A 25,241-nucleotide genomic window follows, 5' to 3' on the forward strand; every position below is an offset into this window, starting at 1 on the left:
CGCTCCTTCAGATGCAACAGAGTTATCTTACTTCGGACGTTTGAGCTATAGCTATGACAACCGTTACTTCCTGCAGCTCAACTTCCGTCGTGATGCCTTCGATACATCGAAGCTTTCCAAGAAGGCTCGTTGGGGTAACTTCCCATCTTTCTCTGCGGGATGGTCTATCAGCAACGAGAAGTTCTTCAAGGATCATATCGACCGTGATGCCGTTTCCTTCCTGAAGCTCCGTGCATCATGGGGTCGCAATGGTAACGTCAATATCCTGAGCGGTTATCCATATTCTTCTCCTATTGCACTCAACCAGAGCTTCTATCAGTATAATCCATCTATCGGTGATGGTAAGCTTGCCTATGGTTCCAAGCCAACTGGTCTTGCCAATCCTGACTTGACGTGGGAGACATCTGAGCAGGTGGACTTAGGTCTTGATGCTCGTTTCCTTAACGACCGTCTTACCTTGGGTGTTGACTGGTATCGCAAGACTACCAAAGACCTCTTGATTCAGATTACTCCTCTTCCAGAGATTGGTGTAAACAAGAGTGTTGTTAATACAGGTAAGGTACTTAACTCTGGTCTTGATTTCGAGTTGGGTTGGAGAGACAACATCAAGGACTTCAAGTATAGTGTGACCGTAAATGGTTCAACTCTGAAGAATGAGGTGAAGGAGGTTTCTAACCTTATAAGCCGTTTGACCGAAATAGGTATTGATGGATTCAATAACCAGCTTAAGCCTACATTCGAGGCTGGCCATCAGGTATGGTATTTCCGTGGTTACAAGTATGCAGGTGTAGCCGAAGATGGTAGTGCTCTCTATTATAATAAGAATGGCGAAACAACTTCAGCTCCAACCGATGAAGATAAGCAGGATTTGGGCTCAGCTATTCCTAAGTTTACTTATGGTATTACTCTTAATGCAGAATATAAGGGCTTTGACCTCACCGTATTTGGAACAGGCGCTGCTGGCAACAAGATTTACAACTTGATGGTTTCTGCAGACCGTCCGTTGATTAATGGAATTGATACCTACTGGAAGGATTCTTGGAGAGCAGACCGTACCAATGCTAAATATCCTGATATGAAAAAGGTTGCTACCGACTGGAAGTTCTTCAGTTCTGATGCAGCTGTGTTCAGTGGCTCGTATTTCAAGATCAAGCAGATTCAGTTGGGCTATACATTGCCAAAGACTATCACTAGCGTGGCAGGTATCAGCAATCTTCGTGTATATTGCTCACTGGATGATTTCTTCACCATCACCAAGTATCCTGGTGCTGATCCGGAGACCGCTTCCATGAACAGTGGTGCCTCTCGTGGTTTTGATAATGGTACTTATCCAACTTCCAAGAAGGTGGTATTTGGTATCAATGTAACATTCTAACCTTTTAAAACGAAAAGAAATGAAGAAAATATTATTTTCAACAATATTGGCTCTTGCTGCCACAGGAACAATGACGCTCACTACGTCTTGTGAGGATCAGCTAGACATTGAGCAGAAGGGTGTAATACCTACCGAGAACTTCTATAAGACCGATGCTGATGCAGAGGCTGCCCTCGTTGCTGCATACGAAGGCTTTATGTGTAATGTGATGGGACGTAACCACGATGGTGGTGGCCCAAGTATTTATACTCCATTGAAACTGATAGTCAATGAGTGTGGAGACGATGTGTTGGCAGCAGGTGCCAACTCTGGTGATAATACGTTTGGTATCATGCTCAATCAGTTCTATTATGATGCTGAGGCTGAGGTGCCAAAGTATATGTACACAGGTCTCTATCTCTCTGTATATACCTGTAACCTTGTACTCGATCACTTTGCCGATGCTACTACCGCTGTGCAGAAACGTTGCGCTGCAGAGGCTCGTGTGCTTCGTGCTTATGATTATTTCCTGTTGGCTAATCTTTGGGGTACTCCACCATTGGTAACTCATGTTCTGGATGCTTCTGCACAGCCTTTTAATTGTGATAAGGATCCTGATCATAAGATGACTCACCAACAGTTGATAGAGTGGATTGCGCAGGAATGTGAGAATGCTGCCAACGATTTGGATGAGCGTAAAAGTAAGGATGACAAGGATGGAGCTGTGAAGGTAACCAAGGGCTTTGCATATGCTCTTGCCGGAAAGGCTTATTTGTTTGCCGAACAGTATGACAAGGCTAAAATTGCCCTTAAAAAGGTTATAGACTCGGGCAAGTATGACCTTGTTCCTGGTGAGAAATATGCTGACAACTTCCATATCGAGGGTGATGCCAACGAGGAGAAGGTATTTGAAGTCAACTTCGAGTATAATGCAGGTAAGACCGATTGGAGTGGTATGATTCAGCGTTCTAGCTGGATGGAGACCAACTATTGGGATTGGCGTGCTGATCACTTTGTTGTTTCTCCTAACAAGGTTTACTGTGGCGGCGCTGATGGCTGGGGTGGCCTTGGCGTGCCTCAGTGGTTTGGTGACGAGTTCTATAAAAATGATGGTGACTCTTATCGCTTGAAGGCTACTTTAAAGCATATTGATGATGCGGTTTATCATATGTCTTACGGCAAGGATGAAATCGATAATATGACTGACGAGCAGAAGAAAACCAGTAACAAAATTGGCATCAATGACCCTACTCAGGGACTCTACGGCAACTCTACCTGGTTGGCGTTCAAGCAAATAATGAGAGCTTCTGATACTGATGGCAAGAAATATGGTGATAACATTCGCTTGAATAATTATCTTGTCATGCGTTACGCTGAGGTTTTGCTCAATTATGCAGAGGCTTGTCTTCAGACAGGCGATCAGGCTGAAGCTAAGAAATATATCAATATGATTCAGAAACGTGCTGGTTCCAAGACAATCAGTGAAACTGTTGATATGGATGTGTTGAAGAAAGAAAAATCATATGAACTTTGGCTTGAAGGCTGTCGTTGGTTCGATATCATGCGATGGAATGATACAAAGGCCATTGATCGTTTGACTAAGGCTGGTACAGTCGTGCCACATTTGTTTGATAAGGTTTTCAGAGCTCCAAAGGCAGACGACCAGGATGTAACTTGGGAGTATGGATCAGAAGCAAACAGCCGTTTCTATACGACCAACACTCCTGAGACTAATTTCAAGGTAGGTTTCAAGAAGGGCAAGCATGAGTTCTTCCCTTATCCACAGACCGTGTTGGATAAGAATCCTAACCTGCAGCAGAATCCTGGTTGGTAATCATGAAGTTGTTTTGTAAATAAAACGTTTTAAGTTAAAAGAACTATAGGTTAGTTTGATAATTAGGGGGTGTTTTGAAAAGAAGCACCCCCTTTTTTCTTCTTTAAAGGAATTTGCGTATGAAAACATGGATGTGTGCCTTGATGCTGGCGTTATCGACAGGGGCTTCGGCTCAGAACCCGATTATCAGCGGACAGTATTCTGCTGATCCTACGGCTCGCGTATTCAACGGGAAGGTATATCTTTATCCTTCTCATGACATTCCGAGTCCTATCGAGAAACTGAAGGAATGGTTCTGCATGGCAGATTATCACGTTTTCTCTTCTTCCAATCTTACGGAGTGGCAGGATCATGGTGTCATCGTTTCGCAGGACAAAGTACCTTGGGTACAGGATGGAAGCTATACGATGTGGGCTCCAGATTGTGTGGAGAAAGACGGAAAGTATTACTTCTATTTCCCTGCTGCTCCCAAGGGGGAGGAGAAGGGATTCGGAATAGGTGTGGCGGTTGCCGACCATCCGGAAGGACCATTTATGCCGATGTGGAAACCCATAGAGGGTGTGCACGGCATAGATCCTTGTGTGCTGATAGATAAGGACGGACAGGCTTATATCTACTGGGCGGGAGCTGGTTTGCACATGGCTAAGCTGAAACCAAACATGACGGAACTTGCCTCGGAACCCAAACTGGTAGAGGGGTTGCCTGAGGGATTCAAGGAAGGACCATTTGCCTTCGAGCGTAACGGCAAGTATTATTTCACCTTCCCTTGGGTACGTGAAAAGGATGGAACCGAAACGCTGGCTTATGCCATGGCTGACCATCCGATGGGACCTTTCACATTCAAGGGCATCATCATGGATGAGTCGCCTACGAAGTGCTGGACCAATCATCATAGCATCGTGGAATATCAGGGACAGTGGTATCTGTTCTATCATCATAATGATTATTCCCCAAAGTTCGACAAGAACCGCTCGGTGCGAATCGACTCTCTGAACTTCAATCCTGACGGAACGATACAGAAGGTGATACCTACGCTAAGAGGTGTGGGATTGACGAAGGCACGTTCGCATATTCAGATTGACCGTTATTCTGCGCTGCAAAGCAAGGGTATTGGTATTGAATATCTGGATAAAAACAATTGTTTTGCCGGCTGGAAGACTCTCTTCTCTAAATCGAATACAGCTCTTATATATAATAAGGTGGATTTCGGTAATGAGAAGGTGGAAGAAATCACCGTTCGTGCCAAGTCGGTTAAGGGCGGTGTGCTCGTAGTCAGAGCCGATGGCAAGAAGGGCAATATCATCGCTAAGGTGAAGATTCCGAAGTCGGCAGCCTGGAAGAATGTCCGTGCCCAGGTGCTCCATGCTCCTCAGGGCGTTCATGCTCTCCATGTATCCTTGCAGAGTGGAGCCGATGTTGAGGTTGACTGGCTGGGCTTTGATGCGTTGCCTTGGGAAAAGGGAGCTTTTGAAACTCACCAGTATCGCAATCTCTTTGCCGAAATGGGCTATAAGCAGGCTGATATTGACAAGAAGGTGAACGAAGTGTTCAATGATGTGTTCTACGGTAAGAACAAGGTTTATTTCGAGGTGGGCGATTCCATGGGATATGTCAGCGATATAAAGAACAGTGATGTGAGAACCGAGGGCATGTCGTATGGAATGATGGCTGCCGTGCAGTTTGACAAGAAGGACATCTTCGACCGTCTCTGGCGATGGAGCAAGAAATACATGCAGCATCAGGAAGGACCTTATAAGGGCTATTTCGCATGGAGTTGCAAGACTGATGGAACGAGAAATGCGCAGGGAGCCGCATCGGATGGTGAACTCTATTTCGTAACTTCGCTCATCTTTGCATCCAACCGATGGGGCAATGATACGGGCATCAACTATCTGAAGGAAGCGCAGAATATTCTGGATAGCAGCATGCAGAAGGTGGGAATGGATCGCACAGCTCCGCTTATCAATCTCGAACATCAGCTCATCACCTTTACGCCCGATCATTGGGGTGGAAAGTTTACCGATCCTTCTTACCATCTCCCTGCCTTTTACGAGGTTTGGGCTAAATGGGCTAACGATGGACGTTCTCAGTTCTGGAAGGAGTGTGCTGATAAGAGTCGTGAGTTCCTGCATAAGTGCATCAATGAAAAGACGGGCTTGAACCCGGATTATTGCAACTATGATGGCAGTCTGATGAAGACCGGTCGGTTGTTGGGTGATGCATTCCGCTACGATTCGTGGCGAGTGCCTATGAACATAGCGCTCGATTATTCCTGGGCTTGTAAGGATAAGGAGTGGCAGCAGAAATATGCCAATACGCTACAGAACTTCCTGTATAGTCAGGGTATAGATTCTTTCCTGGATCAGTATAATGTAGATGGAACGATGGTAGAAGATATTCTGCCGGCAGGTACGGCTCCCAAGGCACTCCGCCATTCCATAGGTTTTGTTGCCACTGCGGCTGCGGCTTCATTGGTCAGCAATCATGTGAAGGGCAGGGAATTCGTCAGTCATTTCTGGAATGCCAAGCATAAGCCAGACAAGGAAGGTTTCTTCGATGGCTATTACGACGGACTGTTGCGCCTCTTCGCCTTCATGCATCTGAGTGGCCGTTATCAGATTATCGAACCTCAAAAATAAAAAGAATAGTCTATGAACAACTTTTTTAATAAAATAGTTAGATTGTTTTGTTTATGTGTATTCCTTTTTGGGCATTCCTCTGCGGATGCCCAAAATAGGAATTTACCTGCAGACATCAATCCTTATTTCGGACCAGTCGGAAAGCTGGCAGTCATGCCTAATGCGGCTGGCTTTATTCAGAGATGGTTGCTCTTGGAGCCAATCTCTGTGCCGGTCAAGAGCAATGTCGTTTTTACTGATTCTTATCTGAAGGAGATATTCCATACGCAGTATTTCCCTAAACAGATGGAAATAGTTCCTAAGGATGGAGCCGTTGTGAAGGTGGGAAAGGAAAAGCTGAAATGGCATGCGCTGGATAGTAAACTGTTTAATGTGAAGCTCTTCCGTTTCGCTACTTCGTTTAAGAAGCCCAAGTATGGTGTCTTGTTCTGGGCGGTTACCATTATCGATTGCCCTGAGGAGATGAAAAACGTCCGCTTGTCTGTTGGCTCGAATGGAGCTTCCATGTGGTGGCTCAATGGTGAGGAGGCGGTGATGCTCGAAGGCGACCGAAGGATGGTTCGCGATGATGTGGTTTCTAAGAAACTTACTTTGAAGAAAGGTAGAAATATCCTTCGTGGTGCAGTTATCAATGGCCCTGGCATGAGTGACTTCTGTGTCCGAATCATCGACGGACAAGGCAAGCCAGTCAGAAACCTGTCTATTCAAGTGAAGTAGTGCAATCAATAAAGAAAGTTATGAAACAGAACAATATATTTTTCAGATATTTTTGCCCGGTTGCTGCTCAGCAGAAACTTTATGCCGCTGCTTTGGTTGCCTTGTTGTCTTCATCTGCTTACGAGGCAGAAGCCCAGGTTGGCGAACCTTTCATTCATGATCCTTCTACCATTGCCCTGTGTGATGGAAAGTATTATACCTTTGGAACGGGTGAAGGTGGAATCTGGTCGGAGGATGGCTGGACCTGGCAGGGTGGTGCTGTTCGTCCCGGCAGAGGAGCGGCTCCTGATGTGTTGAAGATTGGCGACCGTTATCTTGTAGCCTACAGTGCTACGGGTGGTGGATTGGGAGGCAGTCATCGCGGTGATGTCCTGACGATGTGGAACAAAACGCTCGATCCGAAATCGCCTGATTTCAAATATACTGAACCGGTGGTGGTAGCTTCTTCTTTGGATGATGAAGACTGTGATGCCATTGATGCGGGCTTGTTGCTCGACCCTACTACCGGCAGACTTTGGCTCAGCTATGGTACCTATTTTGGATTTATCCGTCTGGTAGAACTTGATCCGAAGACTGGTAAGCGGATGGAAGGCAACGAACCCGTCAATATCGCCATCGACTGCGAAGCTACTGATTTGATTTACCGCAACGGCTGGTATTATCTTCTTGGCACTCATGGCACCTGTTGCGATGGTCCTAATTCTACCTACAATATCGTGGTGGGACGTTCGCGAAAGATAACCGGTCCATACGTAGATAATGTGGGCAGAGAGATGTTGCAGGGCGGTGGAAAGATGGTGATTGCTGCCAATAATCTGAAGACGGGTCCCGGTCACTTCGGACGCTATATTGAGGGAGAAGGTGTAGAAAAGATGTCGTTCCACTATGAGTCTGATTTCAGACAGGGAGGACGAAGCGTATTGGCTATCCGTCCTTTGTTGTGGAAGAACGACTGGCCTGTGGCTGGCGAAGAATTTCATGCCGGAACTTACGAGATAGAATCGGAACGAAGAGGCTATGCCCTGGAGATTGCCGTAGATTTCGTGAGAATGCAACGTGATATCGAACCTTTCTGGATCAAGCCGACCAAGCCTCTGAAGAATATCGAACCTCAGACCTTGAAGGAGGTAGAGGCAGAATGGCCTAAGGACGAGGTGAAGGTAAGAATGAACGATTACATGTTCCGTCCTCATCAGAAGTGGAGTATCATGCCTGCCGGAAAGGGTGGTTATCTGGGTGGTCCTTATTATAAGATCTGCATAGAAGGCACTACTCGCTATCTTACCGCAACCGCTCAGCATGATGTCATTGCCAAACCTGAGTTTACTGGTGAAGATGCCCAGCTTTGGCGCATCGAGCAGCTCACCGATGGTACCTATCGCATCATGCCTAAGGCAGTGCCAGGCACAGAAGAAAAACTGGCATTGGTTTCACTCGGCGACTGTACCCCAGGTCTGGCTCCTTTCGATTTCAACAGCGATAATTCTAAATGGAATTTCAGGCAACAATAAATTCATGATGATTTGACAATCGAGAAGCGTCCCAATCATAAACCCTCTAATAAAATAAACAAAAGTATGCTAAAGAATTTATCTCTCATTGCCCTTTTGGGCTTCGCAGTAGTTGGCGTTCCAAGTGAACTCAGCGCCAAGAGCGTAAAGGTGGCAGGCACCCAGAAAGGTGTGGCTGCCAAGTCTATCACCCGTCAGGTGGCTCAGCAGAATGTAACCATCGAATTCTATTCTCCATCCATCGTCCGCATCTTGAAATCTGATGCTGGTGTTGGTGCTCCTGTTCAGAAGAAAAGCTATTCTGTTGTTTTAAAACCTCAACAGATGAAGGGCGTTCAAATACAGGAAAATGGTGATATTGTAAAAATCAATTCTAGTTTTATTTCCGTTGAACTGAATCAGCAGACTGGCGAAATCCGCTTCCTTTCGAAGGATGGAAAACTGTTGCTTACCGATACGAAGACCCGTCTGGAAGCCCGCAAGGATGAAGCCAACAAGGGCAAGTACCGCATAGAGCAGGACTTCCGTCTTGCTGATGACGAGGCCATCTATGGCCTGGGACAGTTGCGCGATGTTTATATGAATCAGCGTGGCCGTCAGAACATCGTACTCTGGAACAACAATACTTATATCGCCATCCCTTATTTCACCAGCGAGAAAGGCTACGGTCTTTACTGGGACAATGCGGGAAAAACCTATTTCAATGATGTAGTAGCTGCCAAGAATAATAGCAACCAGCCATCATGCACTTCCTTTACCAGCGAAGTGGGAACCTGTGCCGACTACTATTTCATGTACAAGGATGGTACGCAGGATGGAGTCATCGCCAGCATCCGTGAACTGACCGGACAGGCTACGATGTTCCCGAAATGGGCGATGGGCTTCTGGCAATGCCGTGAACGCTATAAGACCAGCGATGAACTGGCTGGCGTATTGGATAAGTATCGCGAACTGAAGATTCCTACCGATGCCATTGTGCAGGACTGGCAGTATTGGGGATGCGACTCCAATTGGAATGCGATGAAGTTCCAGAATCCATATTATATAAATAAGGTCGGCGACCCAGCCTATGCCAAGTATCTTCCTACAGATATGAAGCAGATGAAGGCGCAGGGAGAACCCCGCTTGAAGAGTCCGGAAGAGATGGTGAAGTATGTTCATAAGAACGATGCCCATCTGATGATTTCCATCTGGGCAAGTTTCGGTCCTTGGACAGAGCAGTATCGTGAACTGAAAAAGATGAATGCCCTCCTTCCTTTTGAAACGTGGCCAAGAAACAGTGGCGTGATGCCATACGATGTCTTCAATCCGAAGGCTCGCAACCTCTACTGGAAGTATCTTACTCATCTCTACCAGATGGGATTCGATGCCTGGTGGACCGATTCTACGGAGCCAGACCATTTTGAGAAGCCGGGCGATGAGAACTATCAGACCTTCGATGGTTCATGGTTGGGAGTGAAGAACGCTTTCCCTTTGTTGCACAACAAGAGCATCTACGAGCACCAAAGAGCGATGAAGGGCAACACAAAGCGTTCGCTCCAGATGACCCGAAGCGGCAGTTTCGGTATTCAGCATTATGGCACCATCTGCTGGAGCGGTGATGTGGTGGCTTCCTGGAACGAGATGAAGAATCAGATTCCATCAGGCTTGAATTTCTCCCTCTGTGGTATCCCATTCTGGAACACTGACCTGGGTGGTTTCTTCTACTGGGAGTTTGAACAGAATCCAAAGAACCCTGCCCTTCAGGAACTGCAGACACGATGGATGCAGTGGGGTACCTTCATGCCGTTGATGCGCAACCACTGTTCTTCGCCGATGGTAAGCGAACTGTATGAATTCGGAAAGCAGGGCGACTGGGCTTATGATGCTATAATTAAGACCATCAAGTTGCGCTATCGACTTTTGCCTTATATCTACAGTACGGCTAGCGACTGTGTACAGAATAACGGAAGCATGATGCGTGCCTTGGTGATGGATTATGCCCACGACAAGAAGGCTTCCCGCCTGAACGATGAGTATCTCTTCGGCCGCAACATCCTGGTGAAACCGGTAACCGATCCTTTATACACCTGGAAGGATAAGGAGAAGAAGGGCCATACCATCTATCCTGATGTAAGGAAGGCAGCTGCGCCTGTGAATGTTTACTTGCCAAAGGGTAATAAATGGTATGATTTCTGGAGCAACACCCAGTATGAGGGCGGTCAGGATATCCAGCGCCTTTGTCCTATCGACATCATGCCTGTATTCATCAAGGCAGGTACCATCCTGCCATTCGGTCCTGAAGTGCAGTATAGTTCAGAGAAGCCTTGGGATGAGTTGGAAATTCGTGTCTATCCTGGTGCTGATGGTAAATTTACGCTCTATGAGGATGAGGGCGACAACTACAACTATGAGAAAGGTAAATTCTCGGAAATCAAGTTTGTTTGGAATGAAGCAGACAGAACCCTGAACATCGCACCACGCAAGGGCAGCTATAAGGGAATGCTCCAGCATCGCAGATTCCACATCGTACTGGTGGGTGCCAATAGTGGTGCGGGCGATCAGCCTATGCAGGCAAGCAAGAGTGTGGAATATGACGGAAAGGCTGTAAAGGTACAGATGTAAGTTACATAATTGAAAGTATTTGATACTTGTGATAAAATAGTATTCTGCTTTTTTGTTTACCTTTGCAGCGCAAATAACAATTTAATATACTAATAGCTTAATAGTAATTACAATGAACAAGAAAGTTATATACGCAGCTTTGATGTTTGTGGTAACTATGTCCTCCGGCAATGCCTCAGCGCAGCAGTTGCCTTATCAGAATCCTGCTCTCTCAGCTCATGAGAGAGCGGTAGATTTATGTGGTCGTCTCACTTTGGAAGAGAAAGCTTCTCTGATGCTGGATGATTCGCCGGCTATCCCACGATTGGGAATCAAGAGATTCCAGTGGTGGAGCGAAGCACTACATGGTGTGGCGAACATGGGAGATGTAACCGTCTTTCCGGAACCTATCGGAATGGCAGCTTCGTTTAACGACAGAATGGTGTATAGAGTCTTTGATGCAACATCTGATGAGATGCGTGCCAAATGGAATGAACTGCAGCAGAAGGGAGGAGATGTAACCCGTTTCCATGCTTTGTCTGTCTGGACTCCAAACGTGAATATCTTCCGTGATCCTCGCTGGGGACGTGGACAGGAAACCTATGGCGAGGATCCTTATCTTACCAGTAGGATGGGATGTGCCGTGGTGCGCGGATTGCAGGGACCTGAAGATACGAAATACCGCAAACTCTGGGCTTGTGCCAAGCACTATGCAATTCATAGCGGACCGGAATGGGCTCGCCATACAGACAATATTACCGATGTTACACCGCGCGACCTTTGGGAAACTTATATGCCTGCCTTCAAATCGCTTGTGCAGGATGCAAAGGTGCGTGAGGTGATGTGTGCCTATCAGCGTTGGGATGATGAACCATGCTGCGGCAACACCCGCCTTTTGCAGCAGATTCTCAGGGATGAGTGGGGATTCAAGTACCTGGTAGTTTCCGACTGTGGTGCTGTTACTGATTTCTGGGAGAATCATAAGGTTTCGAGCAATGCCAGAAATGCAGCAGCTAAGGGTGTATTGGCTGGAACCGATGTAGAATGTGGATTTAATTATGTATATAAATCGGTGCCTGAGGCTGTGAAGTATGGTGCCCTGACTGAAGAAGAAGTTGATAAGCATGTGATTCGTCTGCTCGAAGGTCGTTTCGACTTGGGTGAGATGGATGACAACAAGATAGTATCATGGTCGAAGATTCCTGTATCGGTGCTTTGCAGCAAGGCGCATCGCCAGCTCTCGCTCGATATGGCTCTGCAGACCATGACGCTGCTCCAAAACAAGAATGAGGTATTGCCTCTCGATAAAAAGGTAAAGAAGATTGCTTTCATCGGACCAAATGTGGATAACGAACCGATGATGTGGGGAAACTATAATGGTACTCCACGACAGACAATTACCATCCTGGATGGTATCAAGAGTCGTTTGAAGAAAAATCAGGTCGTCACCTTTAAAGGGTGCGACCTGGTGAACGACCAGACTTTGGATTCTTACTTCGACCAGTGTAGCATGGATGGCAAGATGGGCTTTAAGGGCACTTTCTGGAACAATCGTGAAATGGAAGGTAAGCCTGTTACCATCACCCAGGAAAAGAATCCTGTGCAGGTAACTACCTATGGTCAGCATGCCTTTGCTCCAAACGTGAAGCTCACAGGATTTTCTGCCAAGTATGAAACCGTATTCCGTCCTAAGCAGAACGCCAAGGTATTGCTCGATGTGGCTGCCTGCGGTCATTATGAGGTTTATCTGAATGGTGAGAAAAAGTCAGAGAAGAGCGATTGGCGTACTGCGCAATCTCGTATTGAGTTTGATGGCGAGAAAGGTAAGGAGTATAAGATAGAAATACGATATGCTGAGATGCCTAACTATAATGCCAATATGAAGATCAATATCGGTCATGAGAATCCTATCGACTATAAGGCTTCGCTCAAGCAGTTGAAGGATTGCGAGACCGTTGTCTTCGTAGGTGGTATCTCTCCACAGTTGGAAGGTGAAGAAATGCCTATCGAGATTTCTGGCTTCAAGGGTGGTGACCGCACCAACATCGAATTGCCTAAGGTTCAGCGCAATTTCCTGAAGGCTTTGAAGGAGGCGGGCAAAAAGGTTGTCTTTGTCAACTGTTCGGGTTCGGCTATCGCCTTGACTCCAGAGACAGAGAGTTGCGATGCCATTCTCCAGGCCTGGTATCCTGGTCAGGAAGGTGGAGAGGCTGTGGCTCGTGTACTCTTCGGAGAGTATAATCCTGCCGGCAAGTTGCCTATTACGTTCTATAAGAATTCAGAGCAGTTGCCTGATTTCAAGGATTACAGCATGAAGGGCAGAACCTATCGTTATATGAACGATGCACTCTTCCCATTCGGTTATGGCTTAAGCTACACTTCTTTCCGTATGGGCGATGCTACACTTTCTAACTCTATCCTGAAGAAGGGTGAGAAGATTACGCTGAAGGTGCCGGTAAGCAATGTAGGAAAGAAGGATGGAACCGAGGTGGTGCAGGTGTATGTGAAGGATCCTGCCGATACCGAAGGACCATTGAAGAGCTTGAAGGCTTTCGAGAGAGTGGAGGTGAAGGCTGGAAAGACTGCTGAGGCTGTCATTACGCTGGATAGCAGAAACTTCGAACTCTTCGATGCTGCAACCAATACCGTCCGTGCCAAGGCAGGAAAGTATGAGGTTTATTACGGCAGCAGTTCGGCTGATAAGGACTTGAAGAAACTGGATGTTTCTATTGAATATTAAGTAACGGTATACTAATTAATATATACTGCTTTCAATAGTATCAATCCAATAAAATAATCGAATTATGAAAAGAATCCTTTGTGTACTTATTGCAGCCATCTGGCTCTGTACTTGCTGGGCAGGGAATGGCAAGAAACCTATTGTCTGGGAACAGCCGGTAGCTGAATCGAATCAGCTATTTTATGATCCTTTTCAATCTCAACTCAACATCTATCGTGTGGAATTCGCAGATGATGAAACACGAGTGTTCATGCACATCACTTTTCCCCCACACTATTGGGTAAAGTTTGTGAAGGAAACCTATCTCCTTGCTGATGGCAAGAAATATCTCGTCAAGAGCTGTGATGGACTGAAACTTGACGAAGAACACTATACGCCTAGCTCAGGCAAGGAGGATGTGGTCTTCCACTTCGCACCGCTCCCCAAGAAGACCCGAAAGTTTGACTTCCTGGAAGGTGACGGCAAGAAGAACTTCAAGATATTTGGCATCGAGAATATCGATACCCGCATCAAACAGCTCTTCTCCTCGCTTTGGCGCAACGATGCGACCGGCGATTGGGAGATAGGATTCTATGAAGATTTCGCCATCTACGACTGCCGTTACTGGCAATACAAGCAGAAGAATCAGAAGGGCGACAAGTACTCTTTCATCCTTACCGATGGCAAGAGCGACCTGGCTGTCAACATCGACAAACCTCAACATGGCAAGCGCACGATGACCATCAACGGCAAGAAAGCCGAATATTCGCTCATTACCACTTCCACCCTTCCGGATTATCCGCAGAAAGATGAGACCACAAGTCTGAAGGATACTCATAACAAGCCCGATACGGCTATTGTTGTGGGATGGCTCAGAAATATGCCTAAGGAATTTTGGGATAGAGGGCAGGAGTATAGTGTGCAGTATTATGACCTCTTTTACACATTCAAGGAAGTGAGCAATTATAGCAAGCTCGATTCTCTTGGCAGATTTGAGATCAAAGTGCCTCTCATCAACTCTACCGAGGTTTTCATGGACTGGAAACATACTTATATCAACACGGTATTGGAGCCAGGTGAGACCTATTATCTGCTCTATGACTTCAAGTCTGGACATTCCATCTTTATGGGCAAAAAATGCCGCTTGCAAAACGAACTGCTGGCCCATCCTATCCCAATGATTAACGCAGAATATCCAGGTAAGTATGAAAATAAGGTTCCAGCCCAGGAGATGATGCAGATTCTTGAAACCAGATATAAGGAGGCTGAAGGGAACTTACGAAAACTGATAGGAGAATCGGCATCTATCTCCAAATGTTATCAGGACTATACTGCCCGATATCTTCTCTGTAATTATGCATCATCAATCTTACAAGGAGCATATCACGTAAAAGACCATATTTTCCCTCAGGAATATGTGAGCCAAGTGGAAAAAATATGGAAGGAGATTCCGCAGCCTTATACTCAGTTTCGTGACTATAATATGCTGACTATTGATCTCATCGGCCAGGAAAGAAGGTTAAAGTACAGTACCCCCATGGGAAGGACCTATGGATTCTTATCCACCAATTCTTATCCGGAACTGTTGAGAAAGCACAAGGCTCTGGGGGATATTGCGATAACCGATTCAGAAATTGCTACGGTGGAACAATGGGCTAAGAATCTGGATGCCATAACTATCAAGCAATATCAGACGACAGATGCCAAGGAGCAGGAGGAAATAGTAAATGCTTTTTCCAACTCAGTCCTTGCCAAGCGTGCTACGGCAATCCTTGAAAGAGAAGATATTGCCAAGATGCTTAAGGATGAGACTCCTCTCCTCGAAGTATATTATGCCCAGCATATAGCTGATAGCATGGGGTGCAGCCAGCAGCAGAAAGATGTCATCATCTCCAAATCCCTTCTTGAGATGTTGGAAAGACTAGCCATGCCACTCAATAGTTATGGACTTGACCTGACTGAACATGGCATCAGTTCTGAAGTTCTCAGGGAAAAAGTATTGGCAGAACACCGAAAGTACCTGTCTTTGCAGAACAAGGATATTACAGTTAGTATCAAGACAGCTCCGCAGGATATGAGCGATGGTGAGAAACTTCTTCGCCATATATTGGAGCCTTATAAGGGAAAGCTTGTATTGCTGGATGTCTGGGGAACCTGGTGTGCCCCTTGCAAGATGGCTCTTGCCCATTCGAAGGAAGAGTTCGAACGGTTGGCGCCATACGATGTGGTGTATCTATACATGGCAAACAACAGTCCTGAAGAGTCATGGAAAAATATCATCAGACTGAATAATCTGGTTGGCGACAATATCGCCCACTATAACTTGCCAGCGGCTCAGCAGCGTGCCATCGAGAACTATCTCAACGTTCACTCTTATCCATCCTATCGCCTCTTCGACAAGAAAGGAAATCTGGTAGATGTGAAAGTGGATGCCCGCCAGCTTGACAATCTGGAGAAAATCATCAAGGAACTGAACAGATAGTAAGAATACTGATAAAATCCCCTTCAAGGTATTGGGGACATAGTTGAATACATAATAAATCCCGAAATCGCTTGGCGGTTTCGGGATTTTTGCTTATCTTTGTAGCTGTTTAAAGATTAACAAGTAAACATGAATACAGAGCAACAAAAGATAGAATACAAGAGTCTGCAAAAGATTCGAACTGGAGAGAAAGGATTCAAGGAACTCTCTACTACTTGTGTAGCTTTAGCCAATGCGCAAGGAGGACAGATTATGATTGGCGTGGAGGACAAGACAAAGAAGCCTGCTCCCAATCAAGTCATACCGCAAGAAGAGGCAAATAGTGCCGTTACAAGATTGCGTGGACTCTGTTTCAATGTAGGTCTTGCTGTAGGCGACGTATGTGCTGACGAAACTGGCAGCCAGTACTTTGCCATCACAGTATTCCCTTCACTCCATTCATATGCCACCACTTCTGATGGCAAAATGTACATCCGTGTCGCAGACAAATGCGAGCCTGTGCGTAGTGAAGATATTCAACGTGTAGGAGAAGAGAAAGGAGCTTTCCAATGGGAACTTGTGCCAACACGATTTGAATTGGAAGATGAGAATAAGACGAATCTCTCTAAATTCGCTAATGATATACGCCAATCTGATAGAGTGAAGCAGCATATCAAGCAGCTCGACGATATGGAAATTGGCGAACAGTACCATCTTCTTGACGGCAACAAGATGACTAATCTTGGTGTCTTATGGATTGGTACAGCCAAACAGCGTAGCCGTATTTGCTATCCTATCACTGTGCAATATATCGTATATGATGACTTGGAGAACAAAACCAACAAATTGGAATGGCGTGACAATACACGTAATCCGAAAGAACTTTTGGAAGATATTATGGACAAGGCTGTAGAGTTGACCTATAGCTATGAGATGCCTAATGGACTCTTCCGTAAGACAGTACGCTATTATAACGAGAACTTAATCAGAGAGTTGCTTGTTAACAGTTTGGCTCATAGTTCAAGAACCATCTCTAACGACATCACAATCAAGGTATATCCAGGTTATATCAGCATCTCCAATCCTGGTGGTCTCCCTTTGGGTGTAACCAAAGACAACATCCTTCATACTAAGCACAGACGTAATCCGAATATGATTGAGATACTGACTGCACTTGGATTGATGGAAGGTGAGGGCTCTGGCTATGACTTGATTTATGAGTTGGATGCCGTTGAAGCAAAGAAACAACCAGAGATAGAATCAACATTCAACACTGTCACGGTATATCAAAGTGCAGAGATTACGGATAAAGAAGTTGTTCGCCTGATGGATTATGTTGACCATAATTATCAGCTTTCCCAAAAGAACAAGATAGCTTTCGGCATCATAGCCAGAGAGAAACGCATTGCCGCAACTGATTTATCTAAAATCCTCCAGCTATCTGCAGAAGAACGATTGAGAAGCTATATCGATAACTTAGACAAAAGCAATCTGATAACGAAAGGTGGCGTCAAGAAAGGATCATTTTTCCAAATCAATACAACTTTGCTGAAAAATGCAAAATCTAACATTGTTACTAGTTTGAAGACTATAGAACCACATGTTCTTAAGGCACTAATTATGGAAGATCTCCGTGTGCATCCTTTGAGTAAAATATCTGATATAGCAGAGCGCATTCCTGATATAGATATGAAAGAGATTCGAAAGATGCTCTATTCTATGGTTGGGAAGGAGATAGAAAAAGAGGGCACTCGATTTGATAGTAAATATTATATAAAGTAATGGCATAAAAAAAAAGGTCTGAAAAAGAAAAAACTGTTAAAAATCATGTATTGGACTAATAATCAGCGACTTTCTTTTTTCAGTATTCTTTTTCTACTCCTATATTTCATAAAAGAGATTTTAAGTCTCGGTATAAGAACAGACATTACGATGGAAACAAAGGATACCATCTATGTGATAGAACTGAAATTTAATAAGTCGGCACAAGAGGCTCTTGACCAAATCAACAACAAACATTATGCTGATGCTTTTGCCCTAAGAGGCAAAACCGTGGAAAAGATTGGTATGAACTTTATGATAGATGAAGATAAGACGATCGTATTGGATTGGTGGAAGTTTGGGGAGTAGTAGGTTGAGAGTGCTGAGAATATCAGCGGTCAGGAGACCAGACAGAACTCCGGCTGGTACACGCTTCAGGGTCAGCGGGTAGAACACCCAACCAAGGGTATCTATATCCATAATGGCAAGATTGCTTTTTGCTATATAATATAATGTAAAGGCTAAAAACAAAAGAGGGTGTGGCATCATTTTATGACGCACCTTTTTCTTATGTGTTACATCATATTAAGTATTTGAAACATGTGAAAAAGTAGAATTCTACTTTTTGGCTTATCTTTGCATCCACAAACAACAATTTAATCAACTAATAATTAATTTAAATCATAAAATGACTAGATACAGAATGATTTTATCCCTGCTTTTGGCTGGCATGGGAACTGTTGCAACAGCACAGAACATCAACTTGCCAATCATCCAGACCAAGTATACGGCCGATCCTGCACCTTATGTGCACAACGATACGGTTTATCTCTATACCACCCACGATGAGGATGGGGCTGAGGGGTTCCTGATGAAAGACTGGCTGCTCTATACCTCAACGGATATGGTAAACTGGCAAGACCGTGGTGCCGTGGCTTCATTGAAAGACTTCAAGTGGTTCAAGGGCGAGAATGGTGCCTGGGCAGAGCAGGTCATCGAGCGCAATGGCAAATGGTATATGTATTGCCCTATCCACGGTCATGGCATCGGAGTGCTGGTAGCAGATAGTCCATTCGGACCTTTCAAGGATCCTCTCGGAAAGCCTCTGGCATGGGAGGGCGACTGGTTCGACATCGACCCTACCGTATGGATTGATGATGATAACCAGGCTTACATGTATTGGGGCAACCCGGAGTTGAAGGCAGTGAAACTGAACGAGGACATGATTTCTTATTCTGATTCCATCATGCACTTCCCGAAGATTCAGGATTATCAGGAAGGTCCTTGGCTCTGGAAGCGCAATGGCAATTATTATCTGGCTTATGCTTCTACCTGCTGTCCTGAGGGCATCGGTTATGCGATGAGCAAGAATCCGCTCGGACCATGGGAATATAAGGGACATATCATGAACCATACGCCTCGCACTCGTGGCAATCATCCGGGCATCATCGACTATAAGGGCAAGAGCTATTGCTTCGGCTTGAATTATGACATCTTCCGTTTGAAGACGGGGCGTCATGCCGAGCAGCGTTCGGTATCTGCAGCCGAGATGACTTACAATCCTGACGGAACCATCCAGGAGTTGCCATACTTCCAGGATTGCAAGTTGGAGCAGATAGAATGGTTCAACCCTTATCGCCAGGTGGAAGCTGAGACGATGGCTTGGGGCTATGGATTGAAGACGCAGCCAAAGAATCAGTGGGCGCAGAAGAACAAATGGAACCAGGTGGTTACGAATGTTGATGAGGAAAAGTATATCCTCGTGAAGGGTGTTGACTTCAAGAAGGGTGCAAGTAAGTTTGAGGTTTCTGCCTCTTGCCACATGTTGGGCGGCAGCATCGAAATCCGTCTTGATGGGGTAAACGGCCAGTGCATCGGCAAGGTGGATATCAGCAACACCAAGGACGAATACAAAACCTTCTCTACCTGGGTGAAGAAGGTAAAGGGTGTACACGACCTCTACTTCGTCTTCAAGGGAGGCGACATCCAGAAGCAGAACCTCTTCTTCCTGGATTGGTGGAAATTTAGTGAGTAAGAAAAAACATTAAAAGAAGTGTTTTTTCATTGAAAGCCATAAGCTAAATGTAATTGTCCGCATATACACTTTTATTAAGAATTTAAAATAATATCAAATTATGAAGAAACAACTGATGATAGCTCTGTTGAGCATTGCGCCTGCCTTGGGTGTTGTGGCGCAAGATAAACTTTATAAGGATGAGTTCCCGCTGGGCGACATCACCCTTCTGGACGGACCATTGAAGCATGCTCGCGACTTGAACGTGCAGGTGCTCCTGAAATATGATTGCGACCGTATGCTGGCCCCTTATCGCAAGGAGGCAGGCTTGCAACCTCGCAAACCTTCTTATCCCAACTGGGATGGACTGGACGGACATGTGGGCGGACATTATCTGTCGGCCCTTGCCATCAATGCGGCCACAGGCAATGAGGAGTGCCGCAAGCGCATGGAATATATGATATCCGAACTCCAACTGGTGCTTGATGCCAACAATCAGCGCCATGAAGCCTGGTGCCATAACTATATCGGTGGTGTTCCGAATAGTGCCAAGATGTGGACAGCTTTCAGTAAAGGAGATTTCGGACCTTACTTCGGAACATGGGCACCTTTCTATAACATTCATAAGATGTATGCAGGTCTTCGTGATGCATGGCTCTATTGCGGCAATGAACAGGCAAAGAATCTGTTTCTGAAGTTCTGCGATTGGGCTGTGGACATTACGCGTGATCTGAACGACGAACAGATGGAGAAAATGCTCGGCAACGAGCATGGAGGCATGAACGAGGTGCTTGCTGATGCATACGCTATTACCGGTGAGCAGAAATATCTGGATTGTGCCCGACGCTTCTCCCACAGAATGTTGCTTGTTCCTCTGGAAAACGGCAAGGACTGTCTTGACAATATGCATGCCAATACGCAGATTCCAAAGGTTATCGGCTATCAGCGCATCGCTGAGTTGGCTCATGATGTGCAATATCACAATGCCAGCGAGTATTTCTGGGAAATTGTGACACGTCAGCGTTCGCTGGCTTTGGGAGGTAACAGCAGGCGTGAGCACTTCCCGACTAAGGAAAATTGCATCGACTATATCAACGACATCGATGGACCGGAGTCTTGCAATACTTATAATATGCTGAAACTTACCGAGGATCTGAACCGAGTGAAGCCTAATGGCATGTATGGCGACTTTTACGAGACTGCGATGTTCAACCATATCCTCTCTGCCCAGCATCCGCAGCATGGCGGCTATGTCTATTTCACTCCCGCCCGTCCTCGCCATTATCGCAACTATTCTGCTCCTAATGAGGCGATGTGGTGCTGCGTGGGAACAGGTATGGAAGACCACGGAAAGTATGGACAGTTTGTCTGGACGCACGATAAGGGTGTAAAGGCGGAGGATGATGCTCTGTATGTGAATCTCTTCGTGGCTTCCGAGTTGAATTGGAAGGATAGAAAGATGGTGATTCGTCAGCAGACTGCCTTCCCGTATGCTGAGTCATCAGTCGTAGAAGTAGCCAAGGGTAAGGGAACTTTCATCCTGAAAGTCCGTAAGCCATCTTGGTGTGAAAACTTCACCGTGAAGGGTGTTGGTTTTGATGCCGATAGCTATGAGGAGAATGGATTTGTCTGCATGAAGCGCAAATGGAAGAAGGGTGACCAGGTAAAGATTTCTATGCCTATGCACGCTTACATCAAACCGATGATCAATGTGCCTCAGTATGTGGCAATCATGTATGGTCCTATCCTGCTCGGCATGAAGACGGGAACGGAGGATATGCGTGGACTCATTGCCGATGACAGCCGTTTCGGACAGTATGCCGGTGGAAAGAAACTGGCTCTTGATGAGGCTCCTATTCTGTTGCCGAAACATCTCGACGACATTGCCAAAAACCTGAAGCCAGTTCCTGGCAAGCCTTTGCACTTTAAACTTGCCACCCGAATGGAGAATGCCATTGATGGTGAACTGCAGCCTTTCTTCGAGATTCATGATTCTCGATATATGATGTATTGGTTGGCATTAGGCGAGAATGATTACAAGGCTTATATGCAGAAGTTGGCTGATGAGGAAAAAGCCCGTCAGGCTTTGGAGGCTAGAACTGTGGATAAGGTGAACCCTGGAGAACAGCAGCCTGAGACTGATCATAACATGGAGGCTGATGTTACTGAGCGTGGTAATACTGAGGGCGTCTTTTTCCGTGATGCAAGGGATGGGCATTTCTTCAGCTATCTGATGCAGACCAAGGGAGAGACTAATCTTAGCCTTCAGCTCAAGTTCTGGGGACAGGATGAATGGCGTACAAGTGAGTTTGATATTTATGTCAACGACAAGTTGCTTTGCAGCGTGAACAACAGTCATCGCTGGCGCACCACACAGTTTAAGACCGTTGATTATGCCATTCCTTCAGAGTTTGTTAAGGGCAAGAAGGAAATAAGAGTGAAGTTTGTGGCTCATAAGGGCAAGCAAGTTGGACAGATTTATGGTGTGAGACTTGTAAAGCATTAATTGTAGAAAAGTATATGTTAGCATATATTCAACTCAAGAATGAGACAAGTGCATCAATCACCAATAGAGTTTGTGTAGTAAGATAAACTTAATAAAGTTTTTGAAACATTCTATAAAGTCATTATGATTGTTTTTTCGTAATTTTGCAGCATTAAACGAAAAAACAATCATAATGATGAATACAACGAAAATCTTGGCTCTCAGAAAGCCGTTACTGATAAGCGCATGGCTGCTTGCCATGCAGGGAGCTGCCTATGCACAGAACCCAATCGTACAAACACAGTTAACTACCGACCCGGCACCTCTGGTTGTCGGAGACCGTCTCTATGTATATACCGGTCATGATGAAGATAAGGCTGACTTCTTCTGGATGAACGAATGGCGTGTGTATTCCACCAAGGATATGGTGAACTGGACAGACCATGGTTCTCCGCTCGACCTCAGTTCTTTTTCCTGGGCAGACGACCGTGCCTGGGCAGCACAGACTATCGAACGTAATGGTAAGTATTACTGGTATATCTGTGCGCACTCTAAACTGACGGGTGGAATGGCTATCGGCGTAGCTGTGGCTGATTCTCCTACCGGTCCGTTCAAGGATGCGCTGGGCAAACCGCTTTTCGATAATGGAAGTTGGGACAATATCGACCCTACCGTCTGGATGGACGAGGATGGTCAGGCTTATCTCTATTGGGGTAATCCGCATCTTTACTATGCCAAACTGAATAAAGATATGATCAGCTTCAAGGGTGGTATAGATGCTAAGGCAGCTGTTGATGAAAAGCGTGAAGTGGGCAGAATCGTGATGACTGAGGAGGAATTCGGTTCGCCTGACGTGGAGAAGCGTGATTCTACCCGAAAATATAAAGATTGCTACACAGAGGGACCTTGGTTCATGAAGCGTGGCAAGAACTATTATATGCTCTATGCTGCAGGTGGAGTGCCTGAGCATATCGCTTATTCCATGAGCAAGAAGCCTTTCGGACCATGGAAGTATAAGGGCGAAATCATGCCATTGGAAGATACGGGTTCCTTTACTAACCATTGCGGTGTGACCGACTTCAAGGGCAAGTCTTATTTCTTCTATCATACGGGTAAACTGGGTGGCGGATTCGGACGCAGCGTGGCTGTGGAAGAATTCAAATATAATGCCGACGGCACATTCCCAATTATCCACCATACTCAGGAAGGAGTGGCTCCTATCGCAACCCTCAATCCTTACAAGCGTCAGGAGGCTGAAACCATCGCTTTCTCTAAGGGAGTGAAGTCGGAGCAGACCGATGACACGGGTGTTTATATTTCTGAAATTCATACAGGTGATTATATCAAGGTACGTGAGGTGGATTTCGGAAATGAGAGTCCGGATGCATTTGCCATCTCAGCGGCGTGCTCTTCGCTTGGAGGTTCGCTGGAGGTTCATCTCGATAAAAAGGATGGTGAACTGGTGGCAAAGATAGATGTCAGCAAGACTGGTGGCTGGGAAAAGTGGAAGACTTTCTCGGCACAAATGCTAAAGAAAGTGACAGGAAAGCATGATATATACTTCGTGTTCAAGGGATTGAAGGGAAGCAAACTCTTCAATTTTGACTGGTGGAAGTTTGAGAAGAATTTCGCCAATCCTGTGGTTTGGGCTGATGTGCCTGATGTGGATGTAATCCGTGTGGGTGACAGCTTCTATATGGTAAGCACCACCATGCATCTGATGCCGGGTGCGCCTATCATGAAATCGAAGGATCTGGTGAACTGGGAAACCGTGAACTATATCTTCCCTAAACTTACCGATTCGCCTAAGTATGACATGAAGGAGGGTACGGTGTATGGTCGTGGTCAGTGGGCCACTTCGCTGCAGTATCATCGTGGCAAGTTCTATGCGCTCTTTGCTCCGAACGATAATCCTGGTGGAGAGACTTATATCTGCACCGCCGATGATATCGAGGGCAAATGGACTATCCACAGCCGTTTGCAGCATTTCCATGATGCCGCTCTCTTCTTCGATGACGATGATAAGGCATACGTGGTTTATGGAACGGGAGAGATGGTGCAGCTGAATTCAGACCTTACGGAAGTGGTGCCGGGTAGCCATCGTAAACTCTTTGAGCGTGATGCTGATGAAACGGGTTTGCTCGAAGGCTCCCGCATGATTAAACACAATGGCAAGTATTATCTCCTGATGATTTCGTGGCCACAGGGACATCCTCGTCGTGAGGTTTGTTATCGTGCAGATCACATTCAGGGCCCTTATGAAAAGAAGGTGATTCTGGAAACGGAGTTTGCCGGATTCAACGGCGTGGGACAAGGTACAATTGTAGATGATCAGGATGGCAACTGGTATGGCATCGTATTCCAAGACCGTGGTGGTGTGGGCAGAGTGCTCACGCTGGAGCCATGTACCTGGAAGAATGGATGGCCTATGCTGACCGATGAGAAGGGCAATATTCCTGCCAAGATGCAGAAGCCTGTGCTGGGCTACGACGGCAAGGGACTCGTGTATAGCGACGATTTCTCGAAGGATAAACTGGAACTGCAGTGGCAGTGGAACCACAATCCTGTGGATAATGCCTGGTCGCTCACAGAGCGCAAGGGCTGGCTCCGTCTGAAGACTTCCCGCATTGTTCCTAACATCTTCCTGGCTCCCAATACCATCAGTACACGTACCGAAGGACCAACCTGCGAGGGAATCATCAAGATGGATGTGAGCAAGATGAAAGATGGCGATGTGGCTGGCTTGTCAGCCTTTCAAGGTGATGCAGCCCTGCTTTCTATCGTAAAGGAAGGCAAGAAGCTCTTTGTGGTGGGTACCAAGGAGAGTGTAGCTTTGACTGAAAAGGAAAAGGCTGTGACCGATGTGAAGCGTGAGGAGGTGTATCGCCAGCCTTTGAATCTGAAGCAGGATAAGGCAACGAAATCAAGCATTATCTATCTGAAGATGAGCTGCGATTTCCGTCTTCATCAGGATCTCGCCACCTTATTGTATAGTATAGATGGAAAGACCTGGATTCCTGCCATCAAGGATTTCAAGATGCAATATGATTATCGACGTCTCTTTATGGGAACCCGTATTGCCATCTATAACTATGCAACAAAGGCTACTGGAGGATATATAGATGTAGATTCTTTTGAGTATTCTAAAAGAAAATAGGTTTAA

The 25,241-nt window shown here is 45.9% G+C and carries 13 protein-coding genes; all 13 read left to right on the forward strand.

Annotation, left to right across the window (positions count from 1 at the left end):
• Positions 1-40 precede the first annotated feature (40 nt).
• The 13 genes from KUA50_RS14745 to KUA50_RS14805 all read left to right on the forward strand — a co-directional run bounded on the left by KUA50_RS14745 (position 41) and on the right by KUA50_RS14805 (position 25,235).
• Positions 41-1,375 (forward strand): TonB-dependent receptor, encoded by a 1,335-nt coding sequence (locus KUA50_RS14745; protein ID WP_256624182.1) that lies wholly within the window; start codon positions 41-43, stop codon positions 1,373-1,375.
• A gap of 19 nt (positions 1,376-1,394) precedes the next feature.
• The gene (locus KUA50_RS14750; protein ID WP_218456431.1) at positions 1,395-3,188 is read left to right on the forward strand and encodes a RagB/SusD family nutrient uptake outer membrane protein; all 1,794 of its coding nucleotides are present in this window, start codon (positions 1,395-1,397) and stop codon (positions 3,186-3,188) included.
• Between the two features lie 119 nt (positions 3,189-3,307).
• Complete coding sequence (locus KUA50_RS14755) at positions 3,308-5,827, forward strand: glycosyl hydrolase family 8 (protein ID WP_218456430.1); 2,520 nt, start codon at positions 3,308-3,310, stop codon at positions 5,825-5,827.
• A 12-nt stretch (positions 5,828-5,839) separates the two neighbouring features.
• Positions 5,840-6,544 (forward strand): acetylxylan esterase, encoded by a 705-nt coding sequence (locus KUA50_RS14760; protein WP_218456429.1) that lies wholly within the window; start codon positions 5,840-5,842, stop codon positions 6,542-6,544.
• Between the two features lie 20 nt (positions 6,545-6,564).
• Positions 6,565-8,055 carry a family 43 glycosylhydrolase gene (locus KUA50_RS14765; protein ID WP_218456428.1) on the forward strand — a complete coding sequence of 497 codons (1,491 nt, stop codon included), beginning with the start codon at positions 6,565-6,567 and terminating at the stop codon, positions 8,053-8,055.
• A gap of 66 nt (positions 8,056-8,121) precedes the next feature.
• Positions 8,122-10,659: a TIM-barrel domain-containing protein gene (locus KUA50_RS14770; protein WP_218456427.1), complete on the forward strand. Its 2,538-nt coding sequence runs from the start codon at positions 8,122-8,124 to the stop codon at positions 10,657-10,659.
• A 112-nt stretch (positions 10,660-10,771) separates the two neighbouring features.
• Positions 10,772-13,378, forward strand: coding sequence for a xylan 1,4-beta-xylosidase (gene xyl3A / locus KUA50_RS14775; protein WP_218456426.1), 2,607 nt, complete (start codon positions 10,772-10,774; stop codon positions 13,376-13,378).
• Positions 13,379-13,442: 64 nt separating this feature from the next.
• Positions 13,443-15,839 (forward strand): TlpA family protein disulfide reductase, encoded by a 2,397-nt coding sequence (locus KUA50_RS14780; protein WP_218456425.1) that lies wholly within the window; start codon positions 13,443-13,445, stop codon positions 15,837-15,839.
• A gap of 129 nt (positions 15,840-15,968) precedes the next feature.
• On the forward strand, positions 15,969-17,600 hold the full coding sequence (locus tag KUA50_RS14785) for an ATP-binding protein (RefSeq protein WP_118150838.1): 1,632 nt from the start codon (positions 15,969-15,971) through the stop codon (positions 17,598-17,600).
• Positions 17,601-17,645: 45 nt separating this feature from the next.
• Positions 17,646-17,948, forward strand: a complete 303-nt coding sequence (locus KUA50_RS14790; RefSeq protein ID WP_256624180.1) for a PD-(D/E)XK nuclease domain-containing protein — start codon at positions 17,646-17,648, stop codon at positions 17,946-17,948.
• Positions 17,949-18,282: 334 nt separating this feature from the next.
• Positions 18,283-19,614: a glycoside hydrolase family 43 protein gene (locus KUA50_RS14795; RefSeq protein WP_413777469.1), complete on the forward strand. Its 1,332-nt coding sequence runs from the start codon at positions 18,283-18,285 to the stop codon at positions 19,612-19,614.
• Positions 19,615-19,714: 100 nt separating this feature from the next.
• The gene (locus KUA50_RS14800) at positions 19,715-22,099 is read left to right on the forward strand and encodes a beta-L-arabinofuranosidase domain-containing protein (protein WP_218456423.1); all 2,385 of its coding nucleotides are present in this window, start codon (positions 19,715-19,717) and stop codon (positions 22,097-22,099) included.
• A gap of 172 nt (positions 22,100-22,271) precedes the next feature.
• Positions 22,272-25,235 (forward strand): family 43 glycosylhydrolase, encoded by a 2,964-nt coding sequence (locus KUA50_RS14805; RefSeq protein ID WP_413777436.1) that lies wholly within the window; start codon positions 22,272-22,274, stop codon positions 25,233-25,235.
• Positions 25,236-25,241 lie beyond the last annotated feature (6 nt).

Origin of the sequence: Segatella hominis, from assembly GCF_019249725.2 — a bacterium.
Taxonomy (GTDB): Bacteria; Bacteroidota; Bacteroidia; order Bacteroidales; family Bacteroidaceae; genus Prevotella.

Coding starts and splice junctions, on each gene's coding strand:
- KUA50_RS14750 (WP_218456431.1), top strand. CDS start 1,395: ATGAAGAAAATATTATTTTCAACAATATTGGCTCTTGCTGCCACAGGA.
- KUA50_RS14755 (WP_218456430.1), top strand. CDS start 3,308: ATGAAAACATGGATGTGTGCCTTGATGCTGGCGTTATCGACAGGGGCT.
- KUA50_RS14760 (WP_218456429.1), top strand. CDS start 5,840: ATGAACAACTTTTTTAATAAAATAGTTAGATTGTTTTGTTTATGTGTA.
- KUA50_RS14765 (WP_218456428.1), top strand. CDS start 6,565: ATGAAACAGAACAATATATTTTTCAGATATTTTTGCCCGGTTGCTGCT.
- KUA50_RS14770 (WP_218456427.1), top strand. CDS start 8,122: ATGCTAAAGAATTTATCTCTCATTGCCCTTTTGGGCTTCGCAGTAGTT.
- xyl3A (WP_218456426.1), top strand. CDS start 10,772: ATGAACAAGAAAGTTATATACGCAGCTTTGATGTTTGTGGTAACTATG.
- KUA50_RS14780 (WP_218456425.1), top strand. CDS start 13,443: ATGAAAAGAATCCTTTGTGTACTTATTGCAGCCATCTGGCTCTGTACT.
- KUA50_RS14785 (WP_118150838.1), top strand. CDS start 15,969: ATGAATACAGAGCAACAAAAGATAGAATACAAGAGTCTGCAAAAGATT.
- KUA50_RS14790 (WP_256624180.1), top strand. CDS start 17,646: ATGTATTGGACTAATAATCAGCGACTTTCTTTTTTCAGTATTCTTTTT.
- KUA50_RS14795 (WP_413777469.1), top strand. CDS start 18,283: ATGATTTTATCCCTGCTTTTGGCTGGCATGGGAACTGTTGCAACAGCA.
- KUA50_RS14800 (WP_218456423.1), top strand. CDS start 19,715: ATGAAGAAACAACTGATGATAGCTCTGTTGAGCATTGCGCCTGCCTTG.
- KUA50_RS14805 (WP_413777436.1), top strand. CDS start 22,272: ATGATGAATACAACGAAAATCTTGGCTCTCAGAAAGCCGTTACTGATA.